Source organism: Parapedobacter sp. SGR-10, from assembly GCF_011030405.1.
GTDB lineage: Bacteria > Bacteroidota > Bacteroidia > Sphingobacteriales > Sphingobacteriaceae > Sphingobacterium.
This window is the reverse complement of record NZ_JAAJTJ010000006.1, coordinates 115,423-140,814: the sequence shown is the minus strand read 5'-3', so window position 1 is coordinate 140,814 and position 25,392 is coordinate 115,423. Positions and strand designations below refer to the sequence as shown.

Annotated in this window: 19 protein-coding genes; 9 read left to right on the top strand and 10 right to left on the bottom strand. The window is 44.8% G+C overall.

What is annotated here, in order from left to right; all coding sequences use genetic code 11:
* Positions 1-296: 296 nt before the first annotated feature.
* The 8 genes from G5B00_RS07210 to G5B00_RS07175 form a co-directional block, all read right to left on the bottom strand.
* Positions 297-1,886 carry a M81 family metallopeptidase gene (locus G5B00_RS07210; RefSeq protein ID WP_163872713.1) on the bottom strand — a complete coding sequence of 530 codons (1,590 nt, stop codon included), beginning with the start codon at positions 1,884-1,886 and terminating at the stop codon, positions 297-299.
* 29 nt (positions 1,887-1,915) lie between these two features.
* Positions 1,916-3,319, bottom strand: a complete 1,404-nt coding sequence (locus G5B00_RS07205) for a serine hydrolase domain-containing protein (protein ID WP_163872710.1) — start codon at positions 3,317-3,319, stop codon at positions 1,916-1,918.
* A gap of 10 nt (positions 3,320-3,329) precedes the next feature.
* Complete coding sequence (locus tag G5B00_RS07200; RefSeq protein WP_163872706.1) at positions 3,330-4,445, bottom strand: serine hydrolase domain-containing protein; 1,116 nt, start codon at positions 4,443-4,445, stop codon at positions 3,330-3,332.
* 55 nt (positions 4,446-4,500) lie between these two features.
* Positions 4,501-5,931: a DUF4843 domain-containing protein gene (locus G5B00_RS07195; RefSeq protein WP_163872703.1), complete on the bottom strand. Its 1,431-nt coding sequence runs from the start codon at positions 5,929-5,931 to the stop codon at positions 4,501-4,503.
* 148 nt (positions 5,932-6,079) lie between these two features.
* Complete coding sequence (locus G5B00_RS07190) at positions 6,080-7,525, bottom strand: RagB/SusD family nutrient uptake outer membrane protein (protein WP_163872700.1); 1,446 nt, start codon at positions 7,523-7,525, stop codon at positions 6,080-6,082.
* 12 nt (positions 7,526-7,537) lie between these two features.
* Positions 7,538-10,798 carry a SusC/RagA family TonB-linked outer membrane protein gene (locus G5B00_RS07185; RefSeq protein WP_163872697.1) on the bottom strand — a complete coding sequence of 1,087 codons (3,261 nt, stop codon included), beginning with the start codon at positions 10,796-10,798 and terminating at the stop codon, positions 7,538-7,540.
* Positions 10,799-10,935: 137 nt separating this feature from the next.
* Positions 10,936-12,141 (bottom strand): FecR family protein, encoded by a 1,206-nt coding sequence (locus G5B00_RS07180; protein ID WP_163872694.1) that lies wholly within the window; start codon positions 12,139-12,141, stop codon positions 10,936-10,938.
* Positions 12,142-12,187: 46 nt separating this feature from the next.
* Entirely contained in the window at positions 12,188-12,772 is a 585-nt protein-coding gene (locus G5B00_RS07175) for an RNA polymerase sigma factor (RefSeq protein ID WP_163872691.1), read from the bottom strand.
* Between the two features lie 216 nt (positions 12,773-12,988).
* On the opposite strand from G5B00_RS07175, the gene ccoN reads away from it, so the two are divergent.
* From ccoN to G5B00_RS07145, 6 genes are all read left to right on the top strand, one after another.
* Entirely contained in the window at positions 12,989-15,130 is a 2,142-nt protein-coding gene (ccoN, locus tag G5B00_RS07170) for a cytochrome-c oxidase, cbb3-type subunit I (protein ID WP_163872688.1), read from the top strand.
* Between the two features lie 31 nt (positions 15,131-15,161).
* Positions 15,162-15,362, top strand: a complete 201-nt coding sequence (locus tag G5B00_RS07165) for a hypothetical protein (protein WP_163872685.1) — start codon at positions 15,162-15,164, stop codon at positions 15,360-15,362.
* Entirely contained in the window at positions 15,359-16,249 is an 891-nt protein-coding gene (locus tag G5B00_RS07160; RefSeq protein ID WP_163872682.1) for a cbb3-type cytochrome c oxidase N-terminal domain-containing protein, read from the top strand. Before G5B00_RS07165 ends, G5B00_RS07160 begins: the two co-directional genes overlap by 4 nt.
* 252 nt (positions 16,250-16,501) lie before the next feature.
* Complete coding sequence (gene ccoG / locus G5B00_RS07155) at positions 16,502-17,893, top strand: cytochrome c oxidase accessory protein CcoG (RefSeq protein WP_163872680.1); 1,392 nt, start codon at positions 16,502-16,504, stop codon at positions 17,891-17,893.
* Between the two features lie 294 nt (positions 17,894-18,187).
* On the top strand, positions 18,188-18,613 hold the full coding sequence (locus G5B00_RS07150; RefSeq protein WP_163872677.1) for a FixH family protein: 426 nt from the start codon (positions 18,188-18,190) through the stop codon (positions 18,611-18,613).
* Between the two features lie 8 nt (positions 18,614-18,621).
* A complete protein-coding gene (locus G5B00_RS07145) occupies positions 18,622-19,314 on the top strand; it encodes a sulfite exporter TauE/SafE family protein (protein ID WP_163872674.1) in 693 nt (230 codons plus the stop codon).
* Between the two features lie 65 nt (positions 19,315-19,379).
* On the opposite strand, the gene G5B00_RS07140 is transcribed toward G5B00_RS07145, so the two are convergent.
* Positions 19,380-20,726: an MATE family efflux transporter gene (locus G5B00_RS07140; protein WP_163872671.1), complete on the bottom strand. Its 1,347-nt coding sequence runs from the start codon at positions 20,724-20,726 to the stop codon at positions 19,380-19,382.
* Between the two features lie 212 nt (positions 20,727-20,938).
* On the opposite strand from G5B00_RS07140, the gene G5B00_RS18320 reads away from it, so the two are divergent.
* On the top strand, positions 20,939-21,436 hold the full coding sequence (locus G5B00_RS18320; RefSeq protein WP_163872669.1) for a twin-arginine translocase TatA/TatE family subunit: 498 nt from the start codon (positions 20,939-20,941) through the stop codon (positions 21,434-21,436).
* Between the two features lie 58 nt (positions 21,437-21,494).
* Positions 21,495-23,714 carry a Tex family protein gene (locus tag G5B00_RS07130; protein WP_163872666.1) on the top strand — a complete coding sequence of 740 codons (2,220 nt, stop codon included), beginning with the start codon at positions 21,495-21,497 and terminating at the stop codon, positions 23,712-23,714.
* Positions 23,715-23,756: 42 nt separating this feature from the next.
* Here G5B00_RS07130 and G5B00_RS07125 read toward each other — a convergent pair whose 3' ends face one another.
* Entirely contained in the window at positions 23,757-24,713 is a 957-nt protein-coding gene (locus G5B00_RS07125) for a ribose-phosphate pyrophosphokinase (protein ID WP_163872663.1), read from the bottom strand.
* 219 nt (positions 24,714-24,932) lie between these two features.
* Between G5B00_RS07125 and G5B00_RS07120 the strand changes: the two genes are divergently transcribed.
* Complete coding sequence (locus G5B00_RS07120) at positions 24,933-25,196, top strand: hypothetical protein (RefSeq protein WP_163872660.1); 264 nt, start codon at positions 24,933-24,935, stop codon at positions 25,194-25,196.
* Positions 25,197-25,392: the final 196 nt, after the last annotated feature.

Below are 25,392 nucleotides of genomic sequence, written 5' to 3'. Positions count from 1 at the left end.
AGTTAAACGTCATTGTGGTGGTATGACAGGACGAATGTATCGAGGGTTTAACAGGGGGTGAGTCAATTTCCCAATGTTGCGGTTTTGTTACATTATGAAAGGGGCTGTCTAAAAAGGTCTGACAATTCATCTAATCGTCATTTCGAATGAAGAGAGAAATCTATGGGTGAAATTTAATCGACTTATTTTCAAAAAGTTAAAAAATAAATGCTTAGCCATAGATTTCTCGTCGTACCTCCTCGAAATGACGGCATGATAAGCTTTTAGGTACCCTCCTGTTTGTTTTTAGTAGATACCTATGGAAATTTTACCTCTCCAAAAGGATAGAAATCCTTGATATGGATATTGTTGTATTTCAAGGCTTCCAATCTTGTCGTGCCAAACCAGTCACCGGGTGCATCCACAATGAAGATACTCGGGGCATATCCCGTCTCATCAAAGCCTCTTCGGAAGTGGACACGGCTTTTCAGCACGATGACATCGTAATCATCTGGATTCACGGGCCCAAATTGCAATTCTTCGGGAGTGATACACTGCTGATACCCTGGAGTGAGTACTAAAATATTACCGTCGCCAAATGCTATAGCCGCCACGCGATCATAACCCCAAACGGCACCTTTCCAAACCAATTTTCCGGCAATATGGACAGGTTTTCCTGCTTGTTCGCCCGTATATCCACCTACAGACATATCGAAGGAGGCACCGGGTTGTAAATTTTTGTTCCAGATTTCCTCCAAAGCATGTACATCTGTCAGAGCGGCGTATAATACTTTGTTTGTTCGTTGCTTAATGAGTTCGTGGAGGGTCCATGTGCCATCTCCGGGACGATCCCAATAATCGGCGAGGATGACAGGCGTTTTACCATTGACAATGGCCTGTTGTGCTTGTTTTACAGCCTCTTCGGGTTGTAGAAACTCCCCTTGGCTCCAGCCTTGACGCACACGCCAGATAAATTCAGCCATGTCATCTGCAATCTTATCTGCCAGCGTTTGGTCATTGTTGGTCATGACCTGTACACAGGTTCCGACATCCGGTACATCCGACCAAGGAAAACCAAGAAATACATTGACGTATGCACCAGGGTATTCGTCTTCCCACCGTCTAGCCCGTTCCATGATATTCATCATAGGCGATTGCCCCGTCCATTGTAGCACGGTAGCGGTCAATATAGGTACTTGTTTGACGGCTTTTGTTGGATGGTATTCACCGCGCATCATCTGATGGATATAACGTGCGGCACGTTCTCCCTGTGCGTATGAATCGTAGTGCGGAAAACGTTTGGTCACAAAGGTGCCGTCCGCCCATTTCAGGAAGTCCTGATCTTCATTGCCGTGCAGGTCAAAGGTGGCTACAATGGGTATATTTGGTCCTACAACTTCCCGAAAACGCTTAGCTATCTCGGCTTCGGGACGATCAATGCCTCTGACGGCCATAGCGCCGTGCAAAGCTAAGAATACACCGTCTACGGGTAAAGCGGCTTTGAGATCTTCCAACATCAAATTTACGAAATGGTCAAATGCCTCTTGCTTATTCCATGTTCTGGACGAGCCTCCGAATACATCTCGTGGACTCGAAAGACCGATAAGTGACATATTGTCAAACTGTTTGGCTTGCTGGACAAATCCCTGGATATAATCGTTGCTTTCCCAGTCTTTTGCTCCGTGCAGGACTTCATCACCCTTTAACGGGGCACCTCTATATGTCCAATCTTCAATACTGGGTTCTTCGCCCGGACAAAAAGTGCATGTTTCATGCATAAAACTTGCGACGGCGACACGATAAGAAGATGATGAATTTCTGTTTGGGCTATCACAAGCAAAAAATAGAGCTAAAAGTATTATCCATCCTTGCTTGAATAAAGATATTATCCCTATATGTTTTTTCATATTAAAGCATCTTTTGTAATATTCCTTATTTATTTGTCTACGCGTTCGAACCACACATTTCTAGCCCGTGGGACACTTATGTAAAAACCTTTGATCTTATCTTGTCCGTCTCTTTTGAAAAGAAAACTAGTTTCTGCGCCTTGTGAAAACATATCTTTGGCAGTGGGTTTCAATTTCCTTTTTCTGTTGGATTTGGAGGTCATCGTCAAAGTAGTTTCATTTTCAATGGTAGCCACAAGCTCACCCTCACACGCCGCACTTACATAACGGCCTTGAAACTCCATTAATTCCGTATGGCTTAACAGATACTTCGGTATTTCGCTTATTTTTTTTTCACTTGCGGATATTGCTTGTTTTTTGCCAAAAAATATAGCAGCGATACCGTTACCCATTTTAGATGTGGGTAAGCTGGCATCATTGGAGAGATAGACGATGGAAAGGGATGTTTCGGGAAAATAGGACAATACGGCACGATAACCCGCTGTGGCACCGGTATGGCTGACCATCGGATGGCCATTATAGGTGTCAACGAACACTCCCCCGGCATAGCGGATCGTATCTCCATTGTTTAATACGCCACGTTCTGTACGTAGTTTAAGCAGTGTATTACCGCCCAATGGGCTGTTCTTCCAACTGGTATTCCATCTGTCCAGATCAGCTACTGTAGTCAGCAATGCAGCATGGCCGTATGTATTTTCAAAGGGCATGACCATCTGATATTGGCGACCTGTTTTGTCATAACCGATTGCCCGATGAGGTACGATATGCTGAAAGTCCGTGCGCCAGCTCGTCGCATGCATACCTAAGGGTTTAAAGATACGTTCCTGTGTAAAATCTGCCAATTTTTCCCCGGAAACGCGTTCTACGATAAGTGTCAGTAGCGTGTAGTTGGAGTTGCTGTACAGATATTCATCTCCGGGAATATTATTAAGCGTAGGCTGTTTGACAATGTAGTCTAAGGCAAGTTCATTCGTGTAGACGCGTGTGCCACGTGGCCAACCGCCCAGAGAAGCTACTACACCCCAATCTTTCAACCCGCTGGTGTGGTTGAGCAGATGCCGTACTGTGATGGTTTTTTCATAGCCGGGTAGTTCGGGAATATACTTGCGGACGTCATCGTCCAACCCTATTTTTCCGTCTTGCACCAATATCAGTATGGCTGTCGCCGTAAATTGTTTGGAAACGGATCCGGCTTCTATGCGTGTACTGTCGGTAATCGGTGTACTGTGTTCCAGATCAGCCATCCCTTTATGCTTGTGGTACAGGATTTGTCCGTTACGGCTTACCAGCACTGATACTCCCGGTGTCTGTTGGTTTACATGCTCAAACAGGGCGTCAATCTTGTTCAATGTGTCCTGTAAGGTTTGTGCTTTAGAACAAAAAGGCACACATAACAATAGACCGAGTAAAACTTTGTATTGCTTGATTATCATTTTTAGTTTTTTATTTAAACAAATCCTCATTAGGCCATTCTACCGATGCAGCAACGATATTTTCAAGCAATGTCTGTAAGTTGTTGGCATTGGCATCGCCATTCACCATGATAGCCGCTACAAAGCCTGACCCTGTGCGTAACCAATGACTTCTGCTCCCAGAATAAGAACCACCATGCGACCATGTACTTCCATTGAGTGTGATGCCCAACGCATAATTCTGATAGTTGAAAGGCGGTGTGGTCATGGTCTGTAAAGTCGTGTTTTGCAGTATATCGGGAACTGTTGCAGATCCATCGATACGCACAAACAAACGCACTAAATCCGTCGCTGTGGCGATCCAGCCTCCATTGGCATCCCGTCGCGCAAAATTACCGGTATAAGCACTGGTATTGTGATATTTGGACTCGTTGGTTTTTTGATCGGCCAAAGTGTTGCCACCGATCTCCATGGTCGTGATACCGATAGGGCTGAGGATTTCATCTTTGACATATTGCTCATAGCTCTTACCACTGATCTTTTCGATGACCCTGCCCAATATCATGAACCCCACGTTGGAATAGGCATAGCTTGTACCCGGAGCGTTGCTTAGCGGCACGTTGTTAATGATGTCTGAGATCAATTGTGTGGCATCCATACTCGGATTCCTCATCGTAGGGTCATTGCTGGCATTGCCCCATCCACCCACATGGTGCGAGAGGCAGTGCTTGACCGTGAGGCTGGTGATGTGTGTTTTATAGGGCTGTGTGCCAAAATCATTACCTAAAAGGGCACCGGTGCCAAATATCTTGTCGTCCAAATTCAATTTGCCTTCCTCCATCAGTTTCATGATGGCAATGGCTGTTACCGTTTTTGAAATACTGGATATCCGGGATCGGGTATTCACGTTCATACGTTCGCCACTTTCTCTATCGGCAAAGCCATAGGCTTTGGTATAGACCAGCTTACCATTGCGTGATACGGCCAACGTTGCTCCCGGTACGGAATTCTGGCTCATATACCGATAGACCATATCATCCACTTTGGTTATCCCGTCACCACTTGGTGGCTGGGCAGGGGGATTGTTCTCTTTTGAGCAAGCCCCTAAGCCAATTATCCCTACAAAAATCAGTATGATTACCTTCATGCTGTTTATAAACATATCTCCTCCTTCTTATTTTTCTAATATAGTTTACTTCTTCTTATTCCGGCCAAAAAGTATTGACATTCAATGGGTGGTTACTCAGTTCCCCTTCAAAATACACCGATGGATCGTCTACGCTTGTGAACCGGATCCGGTTTCCGGTACGGCTCATAGCAAACTCTGTTGTCATCAGGAAATTGTCGATGATCTGTGGTGCGCGGGTAGCATTACCATTGGCATCCTGATAAATAAATGCAAATGGCTTGACATGACCATCATAGTCCACCCTCCATTGGAAACGCATCTGCCCTAATATCTTTCCTCCCGAAGAGGTATAGTAATAGTTGACTACGCGTACGTCCTGGAAATTGAAGGTAGGATTGAAATAGAATAGCATTTTGTGTAGTTGTCTTCCGGAAGAAGTCGTCACGATATGATCATAGGCCTCTTGCCAACGTGTTTGGAAAGCCGGCGATTGCGTAGTCGAAGCCGGATCGATATACAGAGTCGTATAATATCCTCCATTGCCGTCTGTAAAGAGCTCGTGCATCACTGGCGATGACGGGAAAGGCCTTATTGTACCCGTAGCATTTAACGTCGCTAGTGGCCCCAAGATATACGAAGCCGGATCATCCGTACGGAACAATCCCCCCAATTGTACTTCCGGACGGGCAGGTGTCATAATGCCCGGGTCTACCCAATCGACTTTAAACTCGTATTTTTCCAGATAATCGCCTAGGATCGGGAAGAAATTGGTCCGTTGTGAATTACCATTGCCGTTAGCTTCTTTAAATTCAAGCCTACCCACACCCTGGGCATCCAATACCATCTCATAGGTCCATGTTGCAATAGGACCGGCCGTCAAGCTATTACCTCCGCCTCCATAATATTGTGCAACTACCGTCACTAAATTGTCGTTGCCAAAATAGATGTACATGCTTTGCAGTCTACGTGGGCCACCTGTTTGTGCTGCCAGGTTTGTAGCAGACTGTTCGATCCGTTGTCTGATATCGGCAGGAATGTGTGGATTCAGTGGATCAAAATAGATACTGTTGAAGTAACTATCCGGTCCTAGCTGTGTGTGCAATGCATGTTCTTCGCTAGGCGGTCCGGTCAACAGGATGGAGACACCGAGCCGCTTGTAGTTTTCGCTTACTTTTATCTGATCGTTGCCGACCAGTTCCAATACGACGGTATGTGTGCCGGACTCTGCTGGAAAATCTAGGATCTCCAACGTCAGATAGCCGGTAGTGCTGTTTGCAGGGATCACAAAGCTTCCGTTGTTAGGCAGGCTATAATGGATTCCTTCTACTGCCGTTGTTTCCTCTGGTACGATACGGTAACTTACCACTTGATCTGTAGCCATAAGGCCGCCGATCAGATTGACCTGAAATGTTTGGATACCAATGCCTTTCTCGTAGGGACCTTTTATGGGATAGGTCTTGCCAGGCGCCTTGCTTTCCCAGGTCGCAGCATCTATTTCAATCATTTTTTCTGTGAACAGAAAATCTTCCGTGAAATCCTTGAAACAGGAAGTCAAGGTAGATAAAACCAACATTATAGTACATAAAGTGCCTATACGTTTTGCTATTTTTATCGGTGTTAAAATCATTTTCAATGTATTTTGATCGTCAAACTTAAAAATCAAAGTTCTGTTTCAAATTGATATTACGCTGTGTTTCTGTATACGGTAGAGGTGCCAATATGCGTGGTTCGTCAAAGCGTACATTGCCTATGGGTTTGATGATGTCCATTCCCTGACGTTTAAGGTCAAAGAAACGATGTCCTTCGAAGGCCAATTCCAACCTTCTTTGTAGCAATATCTCATCGATAAGGGCCTGCCCCGAAAGGCTTTCCGAAACAGGTGTAAGTCCAGCACGCTCGCGTATAACATTCACGTCCTGCCTTGCGAGCTCTTCCTGGGCAGGAGTGGATTTGGCATAAGCTTCTGCCCGGTTCAGATAAACTTCGGAGACACGTATCACAGGTACGTTGTCATGGTTCACAGCGCTTCGGCTCAGGTACTTAGTGATCTCTATGCGGCTGGCATTCCTGCCGACCCCATTCATGAACAGGCCTCTGCGTACATCATTGGAGGCATATCTGCCATAAAGATCAGCACCTACGACGACGTTACCACGATTGGAAAATGCAGTAGCACTCAGCGTTTGGCGCGAAGTGAAGGTTACCCGTAAGGATTCGTTGACGGGGTCGGTGTAGTCACCTAAATGAAAAACCACCTCAAATATGGATTCGGGCAGTTTCATCTGACGCCAGCCTGCGATATATGTACTATTTGTCATGAATTTGGCGCCACTCAATTCCAGTGCCGATGCTGCCTCGGCAATGACACGATCGTAATCTTCGTTATAAAGTGCCACACGGGAAAATAAAGCTGCTGCTGCTGCGGCAGAAGCATAATATTCGGGATTGGAAGCATCTACTGTCTTACCATTTAGAAGATTATATGCCGTTTCCAAATCCTCGTAGATCTGGGCATAGACGTCTTCTACCGAGGCTCTGGATGGATAGGTCACCTGGTCTGTCTTCCGTACGGCATCCAACATCAACGGAACACTACCATAGTTAACTTCATCTACACTGGCTTTAGGATCGTATCCATATATCTTGGATAGATTGTGATAATAAAGTGCGCGAAGAAAATGGGCCTGGCCGGCTATGGTTTCTTTAAGTTCGTTATTGACTCCTACAGGTGGATTTTCCAAGGCAAGGAGTATGTTGTTGATCTCATTGATCGCCGAGTAGCTGCTGCCCCATATACCCATGTGGGCACCCGGTTGGTTGCGGAAATGACTGTACAATTCGGTAGGATTGTTGGTATGATCCGTATTGTCGGCCAGTAACTCAGGTATGGCAATCAGATCCCTGCCGTATTGACTTGCCTGTCTGAGATAGGCATAGACCGAATTTAATGAAGCCTTGATCGCCTCTGGACTTTCAAGTGCTATACGAGAATCGATAGATTGTTTGGGTGTCACGTCTAGTATTCTGTCACAAGCGGATAGCAATAGGCTTCCTGCCAGACAGGTGATGATCGTTGATTTCTTGATATATGTGTTCATTTTGATTACCTGTTAAAATCCAACTTGAATACCGGCTGTCACACTCATGGTCTGTGGAACAATTCCGCTATTGTTTTCAACTGATCCGTATACGGCAAACTCAGGGTCATATCCTATCCACTTAGTCCATGTGTGCAAGTTGACTGCAGTGACGTATGCCCGTAGTCTGGAAAGATTCAATTTGCTTAATAAGTTCGGCTGGAATTGATATCCTAACGTAATTTCACGTAAACGGATAAAGGAAGCATCGTGCAGGAATTGGGTCGTCGTCGAACTTCTGGTGCTGCTGTTGCTTTCTGCTCCTCCTGCAACGGGTCTTGCAACATGCGTGATTTGTCCCGGAGTTGTCCATCGTTCGTCATAAAGCTCCTGTAAGGTGTTTCTGCCCGGATTGCTCATGACGTTGTACCAGACCTGGTACATGGTATTGGCCATGTAGCGTCCCATATCAAAATGGAACAGTGTACTCAATTCGAACCCCTTATAGGAAAAGGTGTTGGTCAACCCACCAAAATAATCGGACTGCCACCCTTTTTTAGTAGGTACATTGTCTGCAGAGGACAAGGAATAGGTAATATTTCCGTTCGCATCATACCACATCGAACGTCCGTTTGCCGAATTGACTCCTGCGTACCGGGCGCGATACCATATTTTCAGTGGATACCCCACCCGAACAGTATTGGAAGTTGCATCCAAACCATCATATAGCTCTTTGAGCTCATTATGCAAAAAGGCAATATTGAAGTTGGTGCGCCATTGGAAATTTTTGGCAGAGACATTGACCGTATTGAGGTCTATTTCCAAACCTTTATTGACGAGCCGGCCTATATTGTCATCGACATTGCTGAAACCACTGGTTTCGGGTAGTGGTCTGTTAAATAGCAATTTTTCACTTGTGCGATGGAAGGTTTCGATGGTTCCCGAAATACGGCTTTTAAGTACCTGAAAGTCCAGACCAATATTGGCAGAGGTATTTCGCTCCCAACCATACTCAAGGTTTTCCAAGGTTTGTAGGCGAAGAGCCGCGTTTTCATTGTACCGTGTTCCACCTTGATAGAAGCCCCGCGCAGAGACATTCCCTATTTGATCGTTGCCCACGACTCCGTACCCGGCCCGAAGCTTTAATTGTTCCACCCAATTTGCCTGGTCGAGAAATTGTTCTTTGGCCATATCCCATCCTGCTGAAATACCGGGAAAAAATCCAAAACGGTTGTTGGCACCGAAACGGGAAGAACCGTCATAACGTGCTACGGCAGACAGGAACAACTTGTTCTTATAATCATAATTGGCTTGTCCAAAAAAACCCAGTCTTCGGCTTCCGCTCCATGAACCCGTGACCGAATAAGGTTCGGCTGCCGATTGGTTGGTACGGAGTTGATAGGTAGGGAAATTATTTGCTCTGGCCGATTCGTATTCCCGTACATCGCTCCTGTATTCGGCACCTAACAAGGCTGAGATACTGTGATTGCTGCTGATCTTAGTATTGTAATTTAATACCTGGTTGGTGGTGAAATTTACATTTTCCGTATTATCATCGATCAAATATCCATTCCAGGTCGCACCATTGGGTGTACGTGGATCGCGGTAATAGTCAGCTCGGATAAAACGGTAGTCTATTCCGTAAAAGGACTTGAATGTCAGATTGTCTCGTATTTTGTAAGAGGCAGAGAAATTACCGATCAATGCCCGTTGGCGTACGATGTTGTCATCTACAGTAGCCGCCTGTATGGGATTGAAACCTGTGCCAGGCATTCCTTCATAAGCATTGAACGTGCCATCTTCATTGTATATGGGTACGGTAGGAGGCATATAAGAAGCTGTATATTGTGGAGCAGCGGATCCTGTAGTGCTACCCTGCGAGCCTGTATTGCCGTTTTGTGTGATCATGCTCAAGTTGGCTCCGGCATCCAGATGCAATCGCGGGGTAACCTCCTGATTAAGCCGTACCTTGAAGTTCCCACGCTGGAAATCTATGTTGGTGACATTCCCCTGGTGCTTATTATAGGAACCCGACAGATAAAAGCTTGATTTATCCGTACCTCCTGAGGTATTGAATTCTATGTTGCGAACATTGCCTGTTTTGAATGCCTCTCCCTGCCAATCATAGGTAGGCAATGCCGCTAGTTCTTCTTCAGTCAGGTCTGGCCTTGCGCCCATGTCGGTTAGTGCCTGAGCCAGAGCTGCAGCAGGGCTAAGACTGGGATTGTTGTTTAGCAGCGCTTCTTGGCGTAGTAGTATCGCATCCTGGCTATTCAGCACATCCATTCGTTTGATAGGAGCAGAAACTCCTTCATAATAGTTTAGGTTAAACCGGGCCTTGCCTGCTTTTCCTTTTTTTGTCGTGATCAAAATTACACCATTAGCAGCTTGAGCACCGTAGACGGCTGCGGCTGCGGCGTCCTTTAGTACTTCGATGGATTCGATGTCATTGGGGTTGATATAGGCCAGTGGATTGGTAGAGGTTCGGCTGCTCGGGGAGTCACTGTTTAGTTGTACACCATCTATGATATACATAGGCTCTGTTCCGCCACTGACAGATCCGACTCCGCGGATATTAATGCGAGTAGCTCCTCCGGGTACTCCTGTGGAGGTCTGTACCAATACACCTGCTGCCCGTCCTTGTATAGCTTTGTCTAGAGACTGTACGGGCATGTTTTCGAAATCTTCACCCTTCACTGTCGACATCGCTCCGGTGATGCTTCTCCGTTGCTGTACACCATAGCCTGTGACGATGATTTCATCAAGATTGCTGATTTCCTGTATCAGGATGATGGGCGAGGGTAGTTTGTTTGCCGGGTACTCCACACGTTGGTAGCCCAACATGGAAAAACGCAATACGGCATTTCCCGTGATCCCGTTCAGTTCAAAGTTGCCTTGTTGATTTGTTTGGGTACTAGCGGTCCGATCTATCGTACCGACGGAAACACCCGATAGGGGTTCTCCTTTTTCGTTGACGACTTTGCCCGATATACGTTCCTGGATGGTTTGTGCACGGTTCGCTTCATTTTGGGAGGCAGGAGATGGCTTGATCAGTATCGTTTTTCCTTGAATGTCATAGGTTAATGGAAGTCCCTGCAAGATGGCTTGCATAGCTGCGTTTAACTCCAGATTGCGAAAGTTGGCTTGTACCTTCCCCACATTCTTTATCAATTCATTGTTATACAATACCAGATATCCTGTTTGTGACTGAATATTGTCCAGCACAGTCTCTAATGGTATATTTCGTACATTGAGCGTGATGCGCTGCGAGTAAGCAGCAATACTGGTCTGCATGCAGACCAATAGAATAAAAACGGTACATTTTAAACGCCGCAAATTAATTAAACATGACTCTATACTCATTTTTTTACAATTGAATTTCTTATAAAAATCTTGTTCTCCTCTTTTATATTGTGCTTGCAAAGCCTGCATTAATTTTTTATGATGGAAACGTGTTTGTTTTTGATTTGAAAGCGGACCGTACTGGTTTCTTCCAGCATATTGAGTACCTGTGATAGGGTTACATCACGTTTGATACCACCCGTAAAATGTAGTTTAGGTAGCTTGTCATAATCCACGCTGAAACCGTACCACCGTTGCAACTGTTTCATCACATTGGCCAGAGATTCGTTTCTAAATGTAAAATTCCCGTCTTTCCAGGCGACGGCATAGGTTGTAACAACCTCATCTACTGTAAACTGTCCGTTTGTTTGTACGGCTTGCTGTCCAGGATGTAACATCACAAAATGATTGTTGTTCGCTCCCTCTTTTTCAACGTCATCCATTGTTATCCTGACCAATCCTGTCAGAAGTGTAGTTGTGGTCTTGGTTTCATCAACATAGGCCTTGACGTTGAAAGTAGTACCCAATACATTGATCTGTTGCCCGGCTGTCTGTACAATGAATGGTTTGGAAACGTCTCGTTTTACATCAAAGAAAGCCTCTCCTTTGAGTTTGACCCGTCGTTGGTTGCCAGTGAAGTGTAGGGGATATTCGAGCGATGATCCGGCATTCATCCATACGATAGATCCATCAGGTAAAGTTATTTTGTATTGTCCGCCTATGGGAGTGGACAGGGTAGCATATTGGGCATTTTCGGGTGTACCGATGTTGGCGCCATCTTCATAGGAAAGACCATTTGCGGTACTTAAGATGCCGGATTTATCTTCATCCAATTGTATGGTCTCGCCTGAGGATAATGTTAGCATGGCTTTGTTAGTGCCTGGCAACATGTCTTCGCCATGTACACTTGTGAGTTGTATATCTGCCTTACTGGATATGTCCCGACTACCGTTGTAGATCCACAGACCGATACCGAAGACAACTGCAAGCAAGGCCGCGATAGACATCCATTGTTTTAATTGCTTAATTCGTAGGTTTTGTGTTATACGACGGTTGACGATTGCCAACTGTGCCTGTGTATCTGTTTGGTAGAATTGTTGCAACACCGAAGCCAATTTGTCTTCGCTATCGAGAGATTCCAAGATATACCTGTTGCGTTCGTTCTTTGTCAACCATTGCTCAAGTATTTTTGTTTCTTGCTCGGTCAATGGTTGGTGTTGAACATACTTACGTAGGATATCGCTTATTTCAAAGCTATTGTCTAAATTTAGGTTTTCCATGTCGTACTTTCCCATAAAAACGGGAAAGCATGGGCTCTTCTCTAAAAGAATATTGAAAAAATTAAACAGACAGTAACAAAAGTACTATTCCGGCTCCTGAAAGTCGCTGTTTTAGAAGCGAAATAGCTCTTGACTTTTGATTGTTGACCGTGCTGACTGTGATGTTGAGTCCCTGGGCAATTTCTTTGGCATCTTTCCCCTCTTCAAAAAATTGTTTCATAATCACTTTGCACTTTTCGGGCAATAGCTCGATAGCCATACTTACTTCGCGTAACGCTTCGGCATAGACAATCTCGGATAAGATAGTGTCTTCGCTTTCTTCATATGAGGTCATGAACTTTTCGAAGCGGCGCAGTCTTGTCTGTTCTTTTGCGATACGGTCTAGACAAGCATTTTTGGTCACAATGTAGAGAAAGGCCTTGACATTTTGTAGGGTAACTAATGTCCCTTTTCTTTCAAAAAGTTTGAGGAAAGCGTCCTGAACAATTTCTTCGGCATCTATACATACCTGTCCGGATAAAAGCCTGTTTGCAAAAAAGACCAAAGCAGGCTGGAATTGATAAAAAACCTGTGTAAAGGCTGTTTCATCCCCTTTCTGCAATAGTTGTAGTAGATCCTTTTCATCTATGTTTGTATATCTGTTCATAGTAGGATTATCAGGCTAGAAGATGTAAAGATAATAAATATGTTAAGATTAGAAAAAATACTTGTTGGAGTTTCAAAAATTCCGGAGATCTGAATAAAAGACAAAGGATATTACAGTTTAAAAGTGATACATATCACATTTATTAGCGGAGAAATATCATAAGAATGTCATCGAAGTGTCTTATTTTTACATCGGAAAAATTAATCTATAAGAGTAATGTATTTAGAGCAGTTTAATTACGACAACAAAATTGTACGCAATTTCGCAATTGCAACGATTGTCTGGGGTATCGTGGGTATGTCTATCGGTTTGTTGGTAGCGACTCAATTGATCTGGCCCGAGATGAATTTTCTAACGCAATACACCACCTTTGGTCGTGTACGTCCGGTACACACCAATGCTGTGATTTTCGCGTTTGTGGGTAATGCCATCTTTATGGGTGTCTATTATTCCTTACAACGGGTACTCAAGGCACGTATGTTTAGCGACATCTTGAGCAAAATACATTTTTGGGGATGGCAGCTTATTATCGTTGCGTCGGCTATCACCTTGCCATTGGGCTTTACGACATCACATGAATATGCAGAGATGGAGTGGCCGATTGACTTGGGTATTACTCTTATTTGGGTGGTCTTTGGTGTCAATATGTTTGGTACGATCATCAAGCGTCGCGAGCGGCATATGTATGTGGCAGTGTGGTTTTATATCGCAACGTTTGTTACTGTAGCCGTATTACATATCGTCAATTCTATTCAGCTTCCTATCGGTGCGTGGAAGAGTTATTATGTCTATGCAGGTGTGCAGGATGCCTTGGTACAGTGGTGGTACGGGCACAATGCGGTTGCATTCTTCTTGACGACACCATTTTTGGGGATGATGTACTACTTTTTGCCTAAAATGGCGAACAGACCAGTGTACTCCTACAAACTCAGTATCCTACACTTTTGGTCGCTGATCTTTATCTATATCTGGGCCGGCCCCCACCATTTGCTCTATACCTCGTTGCCTTCTTGGGTACAGTCGTTGGGTGTAGTGTTTTCGGTCATGTTGATTGCTCCATCATGGGGAGGTATGATCAATGGTCTGCTGACCTTGCGAGGAGCGTGGGATAAGGTACGTACAGAGCCTATCTTGAAATTTATGGTCGTGGCATTGACAGCATATGGTATGGCCACGTTTGAAGGGCCTATGCTTTCTTTGAAACAAGTGAATGCTATTGCGCACTTCACGGATTGGATCGTCGCACACGTACACGTAGGTGCTTTGGGATGGAATGGTTTTATGACCTTTGCGATCCTGTACTGGCTGTTGCCACGTATTTACAAAACAGAATTGTACTCTAAAAAATTGGCCAATGTACACTTTTGGCTAGGAACGATCGGTATCTTGTTTTATGCGATCCCTATGTATTGGGCTGCGGTGGTTCAAGGTTTGATGTGGAAAGAGTTCACTCCGGAAGGTGTATTGAAATATCCTAACTTCTTAGCCACTACCTTGGAAATCCTGCCTATGCACATGATGCGTGCATTGGGTGGAGCATTCTACCTGACGGGGGTCATTATCATGACGTACAACCTTGTCAAAACAATGAAGGCTGGCAAATTGCAGGAAAACGAACCGGCGGAGGCTCCGGCTTTGGAACCTGTAAAAACCATGGAAAAATCTTCACACCGTCGTTTGGAGCGCAAACCGGTCTTGTTCATGGTATTGGCGCTGATTGCGATCCTGATCGGAGGTATTGTGGAGATGGTGCCGACATTTACCATCCAAAACAATGTGCCTAAGATCAAGAGTGTGCAGCCTTATACAGCATTAGAACTGCAAGGACGTGATCTGTATATACGAGAGGGATGTGTCAACTGTCACTCGCAGACGGTACGTCCGTTCCGTTCAGAGACGGCTCGCTATGGTGAGTACAGTAAGGCCGGTGAATTTGTGTACGATATGCCTTTCTTGTGGGGGTCGAAGCGTACCGGTCCGGATCTGCACCGTATAGGTGGCAAGTATCCGCACAAATGGCACTTTGACCATATGCTTGATCCGACAATTACTTCTCCGGGAAGTATCATGCCAGCATACCCTTGGCTGATCGACCAACAGCTGGACAATAGTACACTCAAGGCTAAGATGAATGCCATGCGTATCTTGGGCGTACCGTATACAAATGAGCAAATAGAAAGTGCTGTGGCAGATGCTGAAAAGCAGGCTGCAGAGATTACGAAGGATTTGGAGGCAAACCAGGTGCAAGTGCAGTCCGACCGGGAGATTGTTGCCTTGATTGCTTATTTGCAACGATTGGGAACGGATATCAAAGCCGAGCCTAAGACAGAAACGACAAGTGTAGAAGGTCAACAATAGAATTGGTTGTATTAAAAAAACAGGAGAGAAAATGTTCAAGCAAATAACAAATTTACATGGTGACGAGATATATCTGATCGTATCACTGTGGATATTCATCGTCTTCTTTGTGACCGTGGGGCTGATGCTGTTCTTTATGAAAAAGGACTATATCAAGTACATGAAGGAGATACCATTTGATGAATCGGAGCAACAAATCGATTATTCATCTGAAGAGCAAAAGAAATCATGAGTTTACATTTATTAGCAGCAGAGGCAGCCGTTCCATCGGTTTCGAACTGGCTGTCCGGTTCAGGCAATATTTATACGGATATTTTGATCATTACGTTTGTGATCGTCATGGTGACGCTGCTCATCTTTGCGATCGTCATACAAAAGGCGCTGCGTTCGATCTTGCAGATCACGATGCCCGAAGCCGTGCAGACAGAGGCACAAAAAGCACACGCATCACGTAGAAGTATAAAGGATAGATGGAACAATTTTTGGATCGGTCTATTGGGATTGCGTCCTATAGAGGAAGAGAAGGATCTGATGATCGATCATGAATATGATGGTATCGTAGAACTAGACAATCCCGTTCCTCTTTGGTTTAATGCCTTGTTTTATGGAACTATTGTATTTGGTTTTTTCTATCTATTGGTCTACCATGTGTTCGGATGGGGAATGAATCAAGATCAGGAATACCTGCACGAGATGGCGCAGGCCGAAAAAGCAAAACAGGAATACTTGGCACAGTCAGCCAGCTTGGTGGATGAGAGTTCGGTAGAGTTCAACGAAGCATTGGCCCCGGCAGGTAAGGCTATATTTATGGCTAACTGTGCAGCGTGCCATGGCAATAATGGTGAAGGAACCATCGGTCCCAACTTGACGGATCGCCATTGGATACATGGAGGAGAGATTAAAGATATATTTAAAACCGTAAAATACGGCGTTCCGGAAAAAGGTATGGTGCCTTGGGAGCAGACGTTGACACCGGCGCAGATTGCAGAAGTAAGTAGCTATATCATTACCTTGCGTGACACCAATCCGGCCAATGCCAAAGCCGCAGAAGGTATAGAAGTCACGTATGGTGGTGGAAGCGGAGAGGGACCGACTGGCGAAGAAGTTGTGAATGAATAGATTCTGTACAAGACAAGGCTATGGGAGGCTAACAAGTCAATCATGCCGTCATTTCGAGGAGGTACGACGAGAAATCTATAGTTAGACATTTTTTCAGCTTGTTGAAAAAATAGTTAATTTTAATTCATCCATAGATTTCTCCCTTTGGTCGAAATGACGATTAGATGGATTGTCAGACCTTTTGAGATACCTCCTTCTCATGAAAATGTCTTGCACTAAATAGTAGTATTGTAAAAAGAGAGAGGGTAATAAATGGGAGCAGTAGCGAATGATAATAATCCTGTTCTGCCGTCCAAAGGAAAAAAGAGAACATGGATATATGCCAAAAAACCAGCCGGTAAATTCTACAATTACCGGCAGTGGGTGGGATATGGTTTGTTACTGTTCCTGTTTTTGGGGCCGTTTATACGGATAAATGGCAATCCTTTTATGATGTTCAATATCGTAGAGCGTAAGTTCTCTATCTTTGGAAACATCTTTTATCCGCAAGACCTGCACATTTTTGTGTTTGGCATGTTGATTGTCATGGTCTGTATCGTCCTGTTTACGGCAGTATTTGGACGGGTGTGGTGTGGATGGACCTGTCCGCAGACCATATTTATGGAATTGATATTCCGACGGATAGAATACCTTATCGAAGGGGATTGGATGCAACAGCGTAAACTTAACGAAGGGCCCAATACCGATGCCAAAGCCTGGAAAAAACTGCTGAAACATAGTATTTTCCTGCTTATTTCCTTTGCTATTTCCAATATTTTTTTGGCGTATATCATTGGCTCAGACGCGCTGTTCAAGATCATGACCGATCCTTTGGAACAGCATATCGGTGGTTTCATTTCCCTTGTCGTTTTCACATTGGTATTTTATGGTGTCTTTGCCTATGTACGGGAGATCGTCTGTACGACGATATGTCCTTATGGTAGGTTGCAGGGTGTATTGCTCGATGAGCAGAGCATGACCGTGGCCTACAACGAGAAGAGGGGAGAGCCTCGGGGCAAATTGAGAAAGGGTGAGACGGACAATGATAAAGGAGATTGTATCGATTGTAACCTATGCGTACAGGTATGCCCTACCGGAATAGATATCCGCAATGGTATACAGATGGAGTGCGTAAGCTGTACGGCTTGTATCGATGCGTGTGATGCAGTGATGGAAAAAATCCATAAGCCCAAAAGGTTGATCGGATTCTATACCTTAGGCGAAATCGAAGGAAAGGGTGAATTCAAGAAAAACAAAACCCGTCAGACGATTTATATTGTTATATTAGCATTTCTGATCGGCGTATTCGGATACATGATCTTTAGCCGTTCGGAGATTGGAGGTTCGTTGCTACGAGCTACAGGCAGTACCTATCAGATGCGTGAGGACGGAACAGTCAGCAATCTGTATGCATTGGAACTCATCAACAAAAGTGGAAGGGAAATAGACTTTGAACTTGTCCCTGAGGACAGTAATTTGCAGATACAATTGGTCAATAATATACATACGTTGGCCAAAGACGGATCGGCCAAATTAAGTTTTTTTCTGATCGGAAAGAGAGAAAACGTAAAAACATATAAGACCAAGGTTCGGGTCAATGTGGTGTCGGATGGAAAGATAGTTGAAAAACTCAAAACAACATTTATTGCACCGCCGGGGTCTTAGCGATTTTTTTGCTAGATTGTTAATTCTAATACTATAGATAGGTATTACACATACATATCCCCCTCATTGAGGGGGAGTGCGGTTGGAGATAGCGTTGGGAGGGGGAGGCTGAAAAAGTAGATAGGTCACTGTCTATTGTGTATACCTTTTATTCCTCCCCCTTCCCCCCTCCAGAGGGGGACAGTGTTTCACAACGGAAGTATAGATGTAAATGTTGTGCAAGTAATAGAAGAACATGGATCTTTTATATATTTTTCATTAATATCGTATATTGCTTCCTAAAACAAAAAAACTATGAATTGGGGAATGAAGATTGTTATAGGGTTGGGCACATTTATGCTGTTCATTGTGGGGGCGGGGATTTATATGGTTACGCAGGACTCGGACTCCTTGTTGGATGACGATTATTACGAAAAGAGTCTGGCCTATGACGAAGTGTACGATCGCAAGCAGAATCTGGTGGACGACCATGCCAAACCTAGTATAAGATTGGAACAGGATACCTTGGTCATTGTCTTTAAACGACCGATAAATAAAGGACAATTGGTATTTAGGCGACCTTCGGATGGTACATTGGATACAAAGATTCCGTTTTATACAGACACAGAGGTATTTCGACTTCCAATATCTACTTTTGTAAAGGGAAGTTGGAGTTTGGAAATTTCTTGGGAGAACAATAACAAGGCATATATAGATACCCAATCTTTATATGTGCAATAAAATAAGGGATGACCTATCATTATCTGGCTTTTTTCATGGGTTTGTTTGGTAGCGTGCATTGTGCGGTCATGTGTGGTCCATTGCTTATCGCCGTGCAGGGCGACCAGACGATATCATGGAAACAGACCTGGAATAAGCTGCTATATCAGTTTGGCCGTATCATGACTTACGGAGCTATCGGTCTCCTTTTGGGAGCATTGGGCAATCTGGCTGTTGTCCGGGGCGGGCAGCAATTCCTTTCGATCTTCACAGGCATACTCTTGGTCATATTAGGTGTTTTTTATGCTTTCGGCACAAAATCATCCACTATAGCCCGCTTTCAGACACGTGCAGTCCAACCTTTTGTCAGGATGATGGGCAAGTGGCTTTATAGACCCGGAGGATCTATCGTAGCAGGCGTATTGAATGGTATATTACCTTGTGGAATGGTGTATATGGCATTGGCATCGGCGATGAATGCGGATGGGATGGTGAACAGTTGGTTTTTTATGGTGCTTTTTGGTCTGGGAACTTTGCCGTTGATGTTGGTGTTTTCCTTTGCGGCAAATTTTTCCAAACAAATGCTGAAAGGCCGATTTTCTCGTGTTTTACCGTTTTTATACCTTCTGATGGGAGTTTGGTTTATCCTTCGGGGGGCCAACCTCGATATACCTTACCTCAGTCCATTGATCCATGTAGACGGCGCAGTTCGGTGCGATTGATTTTAAAATCTATATAAAGTTGCTATTGAAAAGCTAAACATACCAAAGTTAAACCTTATAGGTCTCTATAATTTTTTCACAATATACCTATACCGTACATACAGCAATAGAGAGGAGGTCAATAGCCCTAGCGTAAGCCCATACCACACTCCCTGTACACCCATGCCCATTGGAATACCCATCAAATACCCACTAGGCAGTCCCACAATCCAATAAGCAACAAAAGTAATGAAGGTAGGTATATTGACGTCTCCCATTCCCCGCAACACGCCCAAACCGACAACCTGCGTGCCATCAAAAAGTTGAAATAAACCTGCAATGATCAACAGTTGTGCGGACAGGGCAATCACGGCTGTATCCTGACTGATAAGGAAAGGCAAATATTGATTGAGTAGGGCAAATAGGAGTGCCGTAAAGATCATGAAAGCCAATACCAAATGGTAGGATACCCTTGCAAAACGCTGTAACCTGAAAAAATTGTGGTTTCCAAAACTATTGCCCACCTTGATGGTGGCTGCAGAAGCTATACCACTGGCCATCATGTAGGTCATAGCGGCCAATGTGATGGCTACTTGATGGGAGGCCTGTTCCAAGGCTCCGATTTTACCTGCTATGAGTGAAGCACCTGCAAAAGCACCGATTTCAAATACATATTGCATGGCGACAGGAAAACCTATGCGGAGGATGTTTTTGATACGGCCGATTTGGATGCTCAGCCAATTGAAGGTCGAGAGATATTTTTTGAAATGGCGGGAACGCAGTACATAGATCATCATGACGAAAAACATCAATGTACGGTCGATCAATGTTGCGGCCCCTACCCCGCTGATCCCCATAGGTTTGAAGCCAAACATACCTTTGACCAAGATAATGGCTATGACCACATTGAGGACATTGCCCCATATCGTGACCTGCATGGCTTGTCGGGTAAAACCTAGGCCTTCGGCAAATTGTTTGAACGTATTGAATCCCATCAACGGGATAATGGATAATCCAAGCAATAACAGGTAAGGTTTTGCTTCCTTGACAACCAAAGGATCTTGATCGGCATGTTCCATGGCATAAAAAGAACCAAAATAAACAATGCAAAAAAGCAAAATACCCGAAAGGAGGTTTACCCAAAAACTGTTGGAAAGCAGTTTGGCACATTCGGTATAGTTTGACTTACCGTTTTCCTGGGCAATCAAGGGGGTAAGACCATAGGAAATACCCAGGCCGATGACCAGAACTACCATGAATACCGAGTGCGTCAAGGAGACGGCGGCAAGAGGAATAGTCCCCGCAAAATGGCCTACGATCATCGTGTCTGCTGTCTGCACCATGGTATGGCCCAATTGGGAGATGACGATTGGGATAGCCAGTGTCAATGTACTCCAATAATACGATCTATGTGCTCTCTTTCTTTCCCGCATGACCTTGTTTTTGGCCTGCAAAGGTACGGAAAGACTTCCGAAGTTTAACTTTACTTTTTTATATTCTTAATGGCACACGCGGTACCCATGCGCTAGTCTAAAGACAGTGAAGAGGATGTGGATAAGAGACAATATCTCTAAATAATTACAAAGAGGTGTTGCCGAAAAAAAAATATACACTTACCTTAGCTTCTTGGAAATAAAAAAATAAGATGGAATTAGCATTTTTAAATATTGGTACGCAAGAGATGTTTGTCATTGTCGTAGTGGTTCTACTGCTTTTTGGTGGTAAAAAACTACCCGAATTGGCAAGAGGTTTAGGAAGAGGTATTCGGGAATTTAAAGATGCTTCGGAGGGGATCAAAAAGGAGATCGCCGATCAGATCAATAATTTTGAAAAGGATCTTGATGTGACACGGGAGGATCAAGAAGAATCTACTTATGCGTCCGATACAGATACACCGATAGATGGGGAGGAAGAAGCGATAGAGGAGCATACAGATGAGGAAATTGTAGAAAAGAAGTTTCCTGATTTTACAGCACCGGAAAATACTTATCAGCATGATCCCGGTGCGCATCCTGTAGACGAGACGGAATACTATAAATATGGATATAATGACCACTTCGCGACCGATCAAACAGAGGAATCAGACGAAGGGTCTGTAGAAAATACAGGTAAAGAGGACGACAAACCATCTGAGCAAGCTTAAAAAATTGTCATTTTTTAGCATACTCTTTTTACCCCTTATTTCGACCACTTAACACTTTATGTTACACGAAATCATTATTTCGAACGAATTGTCGCTGACCGACAGACAGGTCAGGACGACCATTGCCCTTTTGGATGAAGGAGCTACTGTTCCTTTTATTTCACGTTACCGCAAAGAATTGACCGGGAGTCTGGATGAGGTGCAGATCACGGCCATTCGTGACCGTATCCTGCAATTGCGGGAATTGGACAAGCGTAAAGAAACCGTCTTGAAATCCATTACCGAGCAAGGCAAGTTGACCCCTGAACTTGAAAATCAAGTCAAGGCTGCTGAGACGATGGCCGCATTGGAAGATATCTATCTGCCCTACAAGCCTAAACGTCGCACACGTGCATCTATTGCCCGAGAGAAAGGGCTGCAAGAGTTGGCAGACTTTATCCTGGAACAGTCTTCCGGTGCTATTGAAAACAAAGCCGACCAATTTGTCAACGAAGAACGAGGGGTGACCACGGTGGAGGAAGCTTTGGCGGGCGCAAGGGATATTATTGCAGAGACGATTGCTGAAGATACAGAAGTGCGTGCAGGTGTACGTAAGGTGTTTCTGAACAAGGGACTGTTTGTCTCACGTGTTGTTCCGGGAAAAGAGGAGGAGGCATTGAAGTATAAGGATTATTTCGAGTGGTCAGAGCCTTTGAGCGCCGCTCCTTCGCATCGTGTATTGGCTATGCGCCGGGGAGAGAAAGAAGAACTGCTGTATCTTGATATACAGGTGGAGGAGGGAAGTGTACTGCCGCTTATTGAAAACCTTTATCTGAAAGCGAAAAATGGGGCATCCAAACAGGTAGAACTTGCCATCATCGATGGTTACAAACGCTTGCTAAAACCTTCTATGGAAACTGAATTACGTGTCCTGACTCGGCAGAAAGCTGATGAAGAGGCCATCAAGGTCTTTGCGGACAATGTACGGCAACTTCTGTTGGCAGCTCCATTGGGACAAAAACGTATTTTGGCCATCGATCCGGGATTTCGTACCGGATGTAAGACGGTGGTATTGGATGCCCAAGGCAACTTGTTGGAGAATACGGCTATTTTTCCGCACAGCGGTGCCGGAGGTAGAAGCGAAGCGGAGAAAACCGTTCGACATCTGGTTGATAAATACGCTATAGAGGCCATCGCCATTGGCAACGGTACGGCAGGGCGGGAAACCGAAGATTTTATACGTCAATTGGGGTTGTCCAATGTCGTCATCGTGATGGTCAATGAAAGTGGAGCATCCATTTATTCGGCTTCAGAAACTGCACGGGAAGAATTTCCCGAGCAGGATGTAACGGTCAGAGGGGCTGTATCCATTGGTCGACGTTTGATGGATCCCCTGGCAGAGTTGGTCAAGATCGACCCTAAATCCATTGGCGTAGGCCAATACCAACACGATGTGGATCAAAATAAATTACAAACAGCATTGGATGACACGGTCATGTCCTGCGTGAACGCTGTGGGTGTGGAGCTCAACACGGCTTCCAAACAGATTCTGGCTTACATCTCGGGCTTAGGTCCTGCATTGGCCCAGCAGATCGTCAATTACCGGAAGGAAAATGGCCCTTTTAGCTCTCGCCGAGAACTGAAAAAAGTACCTCGTCTGGGAGATAAAGCTTTTGAGCAGGCTGCCGGTTTCCTGCGTATCCGTAATGGACGACATCCTCTGGATGCCTCTGCTGTACATCCTGAGCGTTATGCTTTGGTGGAACAAATGGCCAGGGATCTTGGTGTAGATGTAGCTGAGCTGATGAAAGACGACAAACTCCGTAAGCAGATCGATCTCAAAAAGTATATCAGCGATGAGGTAGGGTTGCCCACGCTGAATGATATCATGGCCGAACTGGCTAAGCCGGGCTTAGATCCCCGTGAACAGTTTGAGGCCTTCTCCTTTACTGATGGCGTGAATGCAGTTTCTGATTTGCGTGTGGGCATGAAATTGCCGGGTATTGTGACCAATATTACCAACTTTGGGGCTTTTGTGGACATTGGTGTGCATCAGGATGGGTTGGTGCATTTGAGCCAGTTGGCCAACCGTTTTGTATCGGATCCGCATGAGGTGGTCAAGGTACAGCAGAAAGTGATGGTGACGGTCATCGAGGTAGATGAAAAAAGAAAGCGTATCAGCTTATCGATGAAAACCGAAGAAAGAGGGCCGCGCAAACATTCGGAAAAGCGAGAGAGTAGAGGAGCCGAAACGGACATGGCTTCCAAGCTGGCGGCGTTGGCCAGCAGGTTTAAGTAAATAAAAAAAGACCCAATTTGGGTCTTTTTTTATTGCTAGCTGTTAATCTACTTGGAACAATTCTGCAATCGAGGAATGCTGATTGACACTTTTGATGGCTTTAGAAAACAAGTCTGCAGTAGATAATACCTTTATCTTTGAACTGTTTTTTACTTTTTCGGGATCGAGCTTAATGGTATCGGTTACGATCATTTCTGACAGGACAGAATTCTCAATGGTCTCGTAAGCTTTTCCCGATAGTACGGCATGTGTACAGACCGCTCTGACGGATCTGGCTCCATTTTCCATGATCAAAGCCGCCGCTTTGGATAATGTGCCGGCAGTATCGCAGATGTCGTCGATCAATACCACGTCCTGATCTGTCACATCCCCAATGATGGACATGGATTCGATCTCATTGGCACGTTTGCGTCGTTTGTCGCAGATGATGACCTCTGCATTGAAAAACTTGGCAAATGTACGTGCACGGTATGATCCCCCCATATCGGGAGAGGCAATGGTCAGGTTGGGCAGATTCAACGATTTGATGTACGGAACAAAAATGACAGATCCGTCCAGGTGATCCACAGGGATATCGAAAAAGGCCTGTATCTGTGCGGCATGCAGGTCCATCGTCATGATACGATGCGCCCCCGCTGCGGTAATCAGGTTTGCAATCATTTTGGCCCCGATAGCCACACGAGGTTTGTCCTTACGGTCCTGGCGGGCAAAACCAAAGTAGGGAACTACTGCCGTGATGTAATGGGCAGAAGCACGTTTGGCTGCATCGATCATCAATAATAATTCCAGCAAGTTGTCCGTGGGTTGATTGGTCGATTGGATTAAAAACACATCGCTGCCGCGAACCGATTCGTTGTAGAAAGGTTGGATTTCGCCATCGCTAAATTTGGATAGGGTCATGTCTCCAAGTGGTTTGCCGTAAGCTGTAGAGATTTTTTCAGCTAGTTCTTGTGTTCCTGAGCCAGCGAACAATTTTACCGTGTTGAATTGCAAAGGCATTTTTATGTATTGTTTATGATTTGAAATAATTAATTTTCAAGTTGAAGACTTTTTTTAGTACGGCAAAGTTATTGATTTAATTTGAAAACTAGCCAAGGATAATACGCTAATTAGATACTAATTTTGACTGTATAGAGCTCCTTTGGTGTATCTTTCCAGAATGACTATAACAGGTGTATTGTTCAGGGTTTGCGAAAGTACCGTGAACTTACTCGCACTATGTGTTTTCTTACTCTGGTCGTTGTAGGTGATATCGCCGGATATTTGAATGGTTTATGGCAGGTCTTCGAGACCTGTTCGGGACCCCTTCGAGACTACCTCGATACAGGTTCGACAGATCTTCGGTTGTTTTTTGGTTTGTTTTCGGGTGTATGGCGATGTTGTGCCGAACCGTACCCGAACGTGAGCCGAAGCCGTGCCGATGTTGTCCCGAAGTTGTGGCCTAGTTGTATGGGCGCGGTATGCTCGTTGGTGCGGAGTTGAACGGACTTCTACGGACTTTAACGGAGTTGAGCGGAGTTTTTCGGTTTTTGTTTAAATAAAACGGAAGATTTGTTTGGACAAGTATCACGTTTCCCTCCGCACATCCTTTCCGCCACTCAAGCCGTGGCAGGGCTCGTACTTTTTTCTGCAAAAAGTACGCAAAAACTCGTCGCTCGAAACTTTTGGCCGTAGGGAT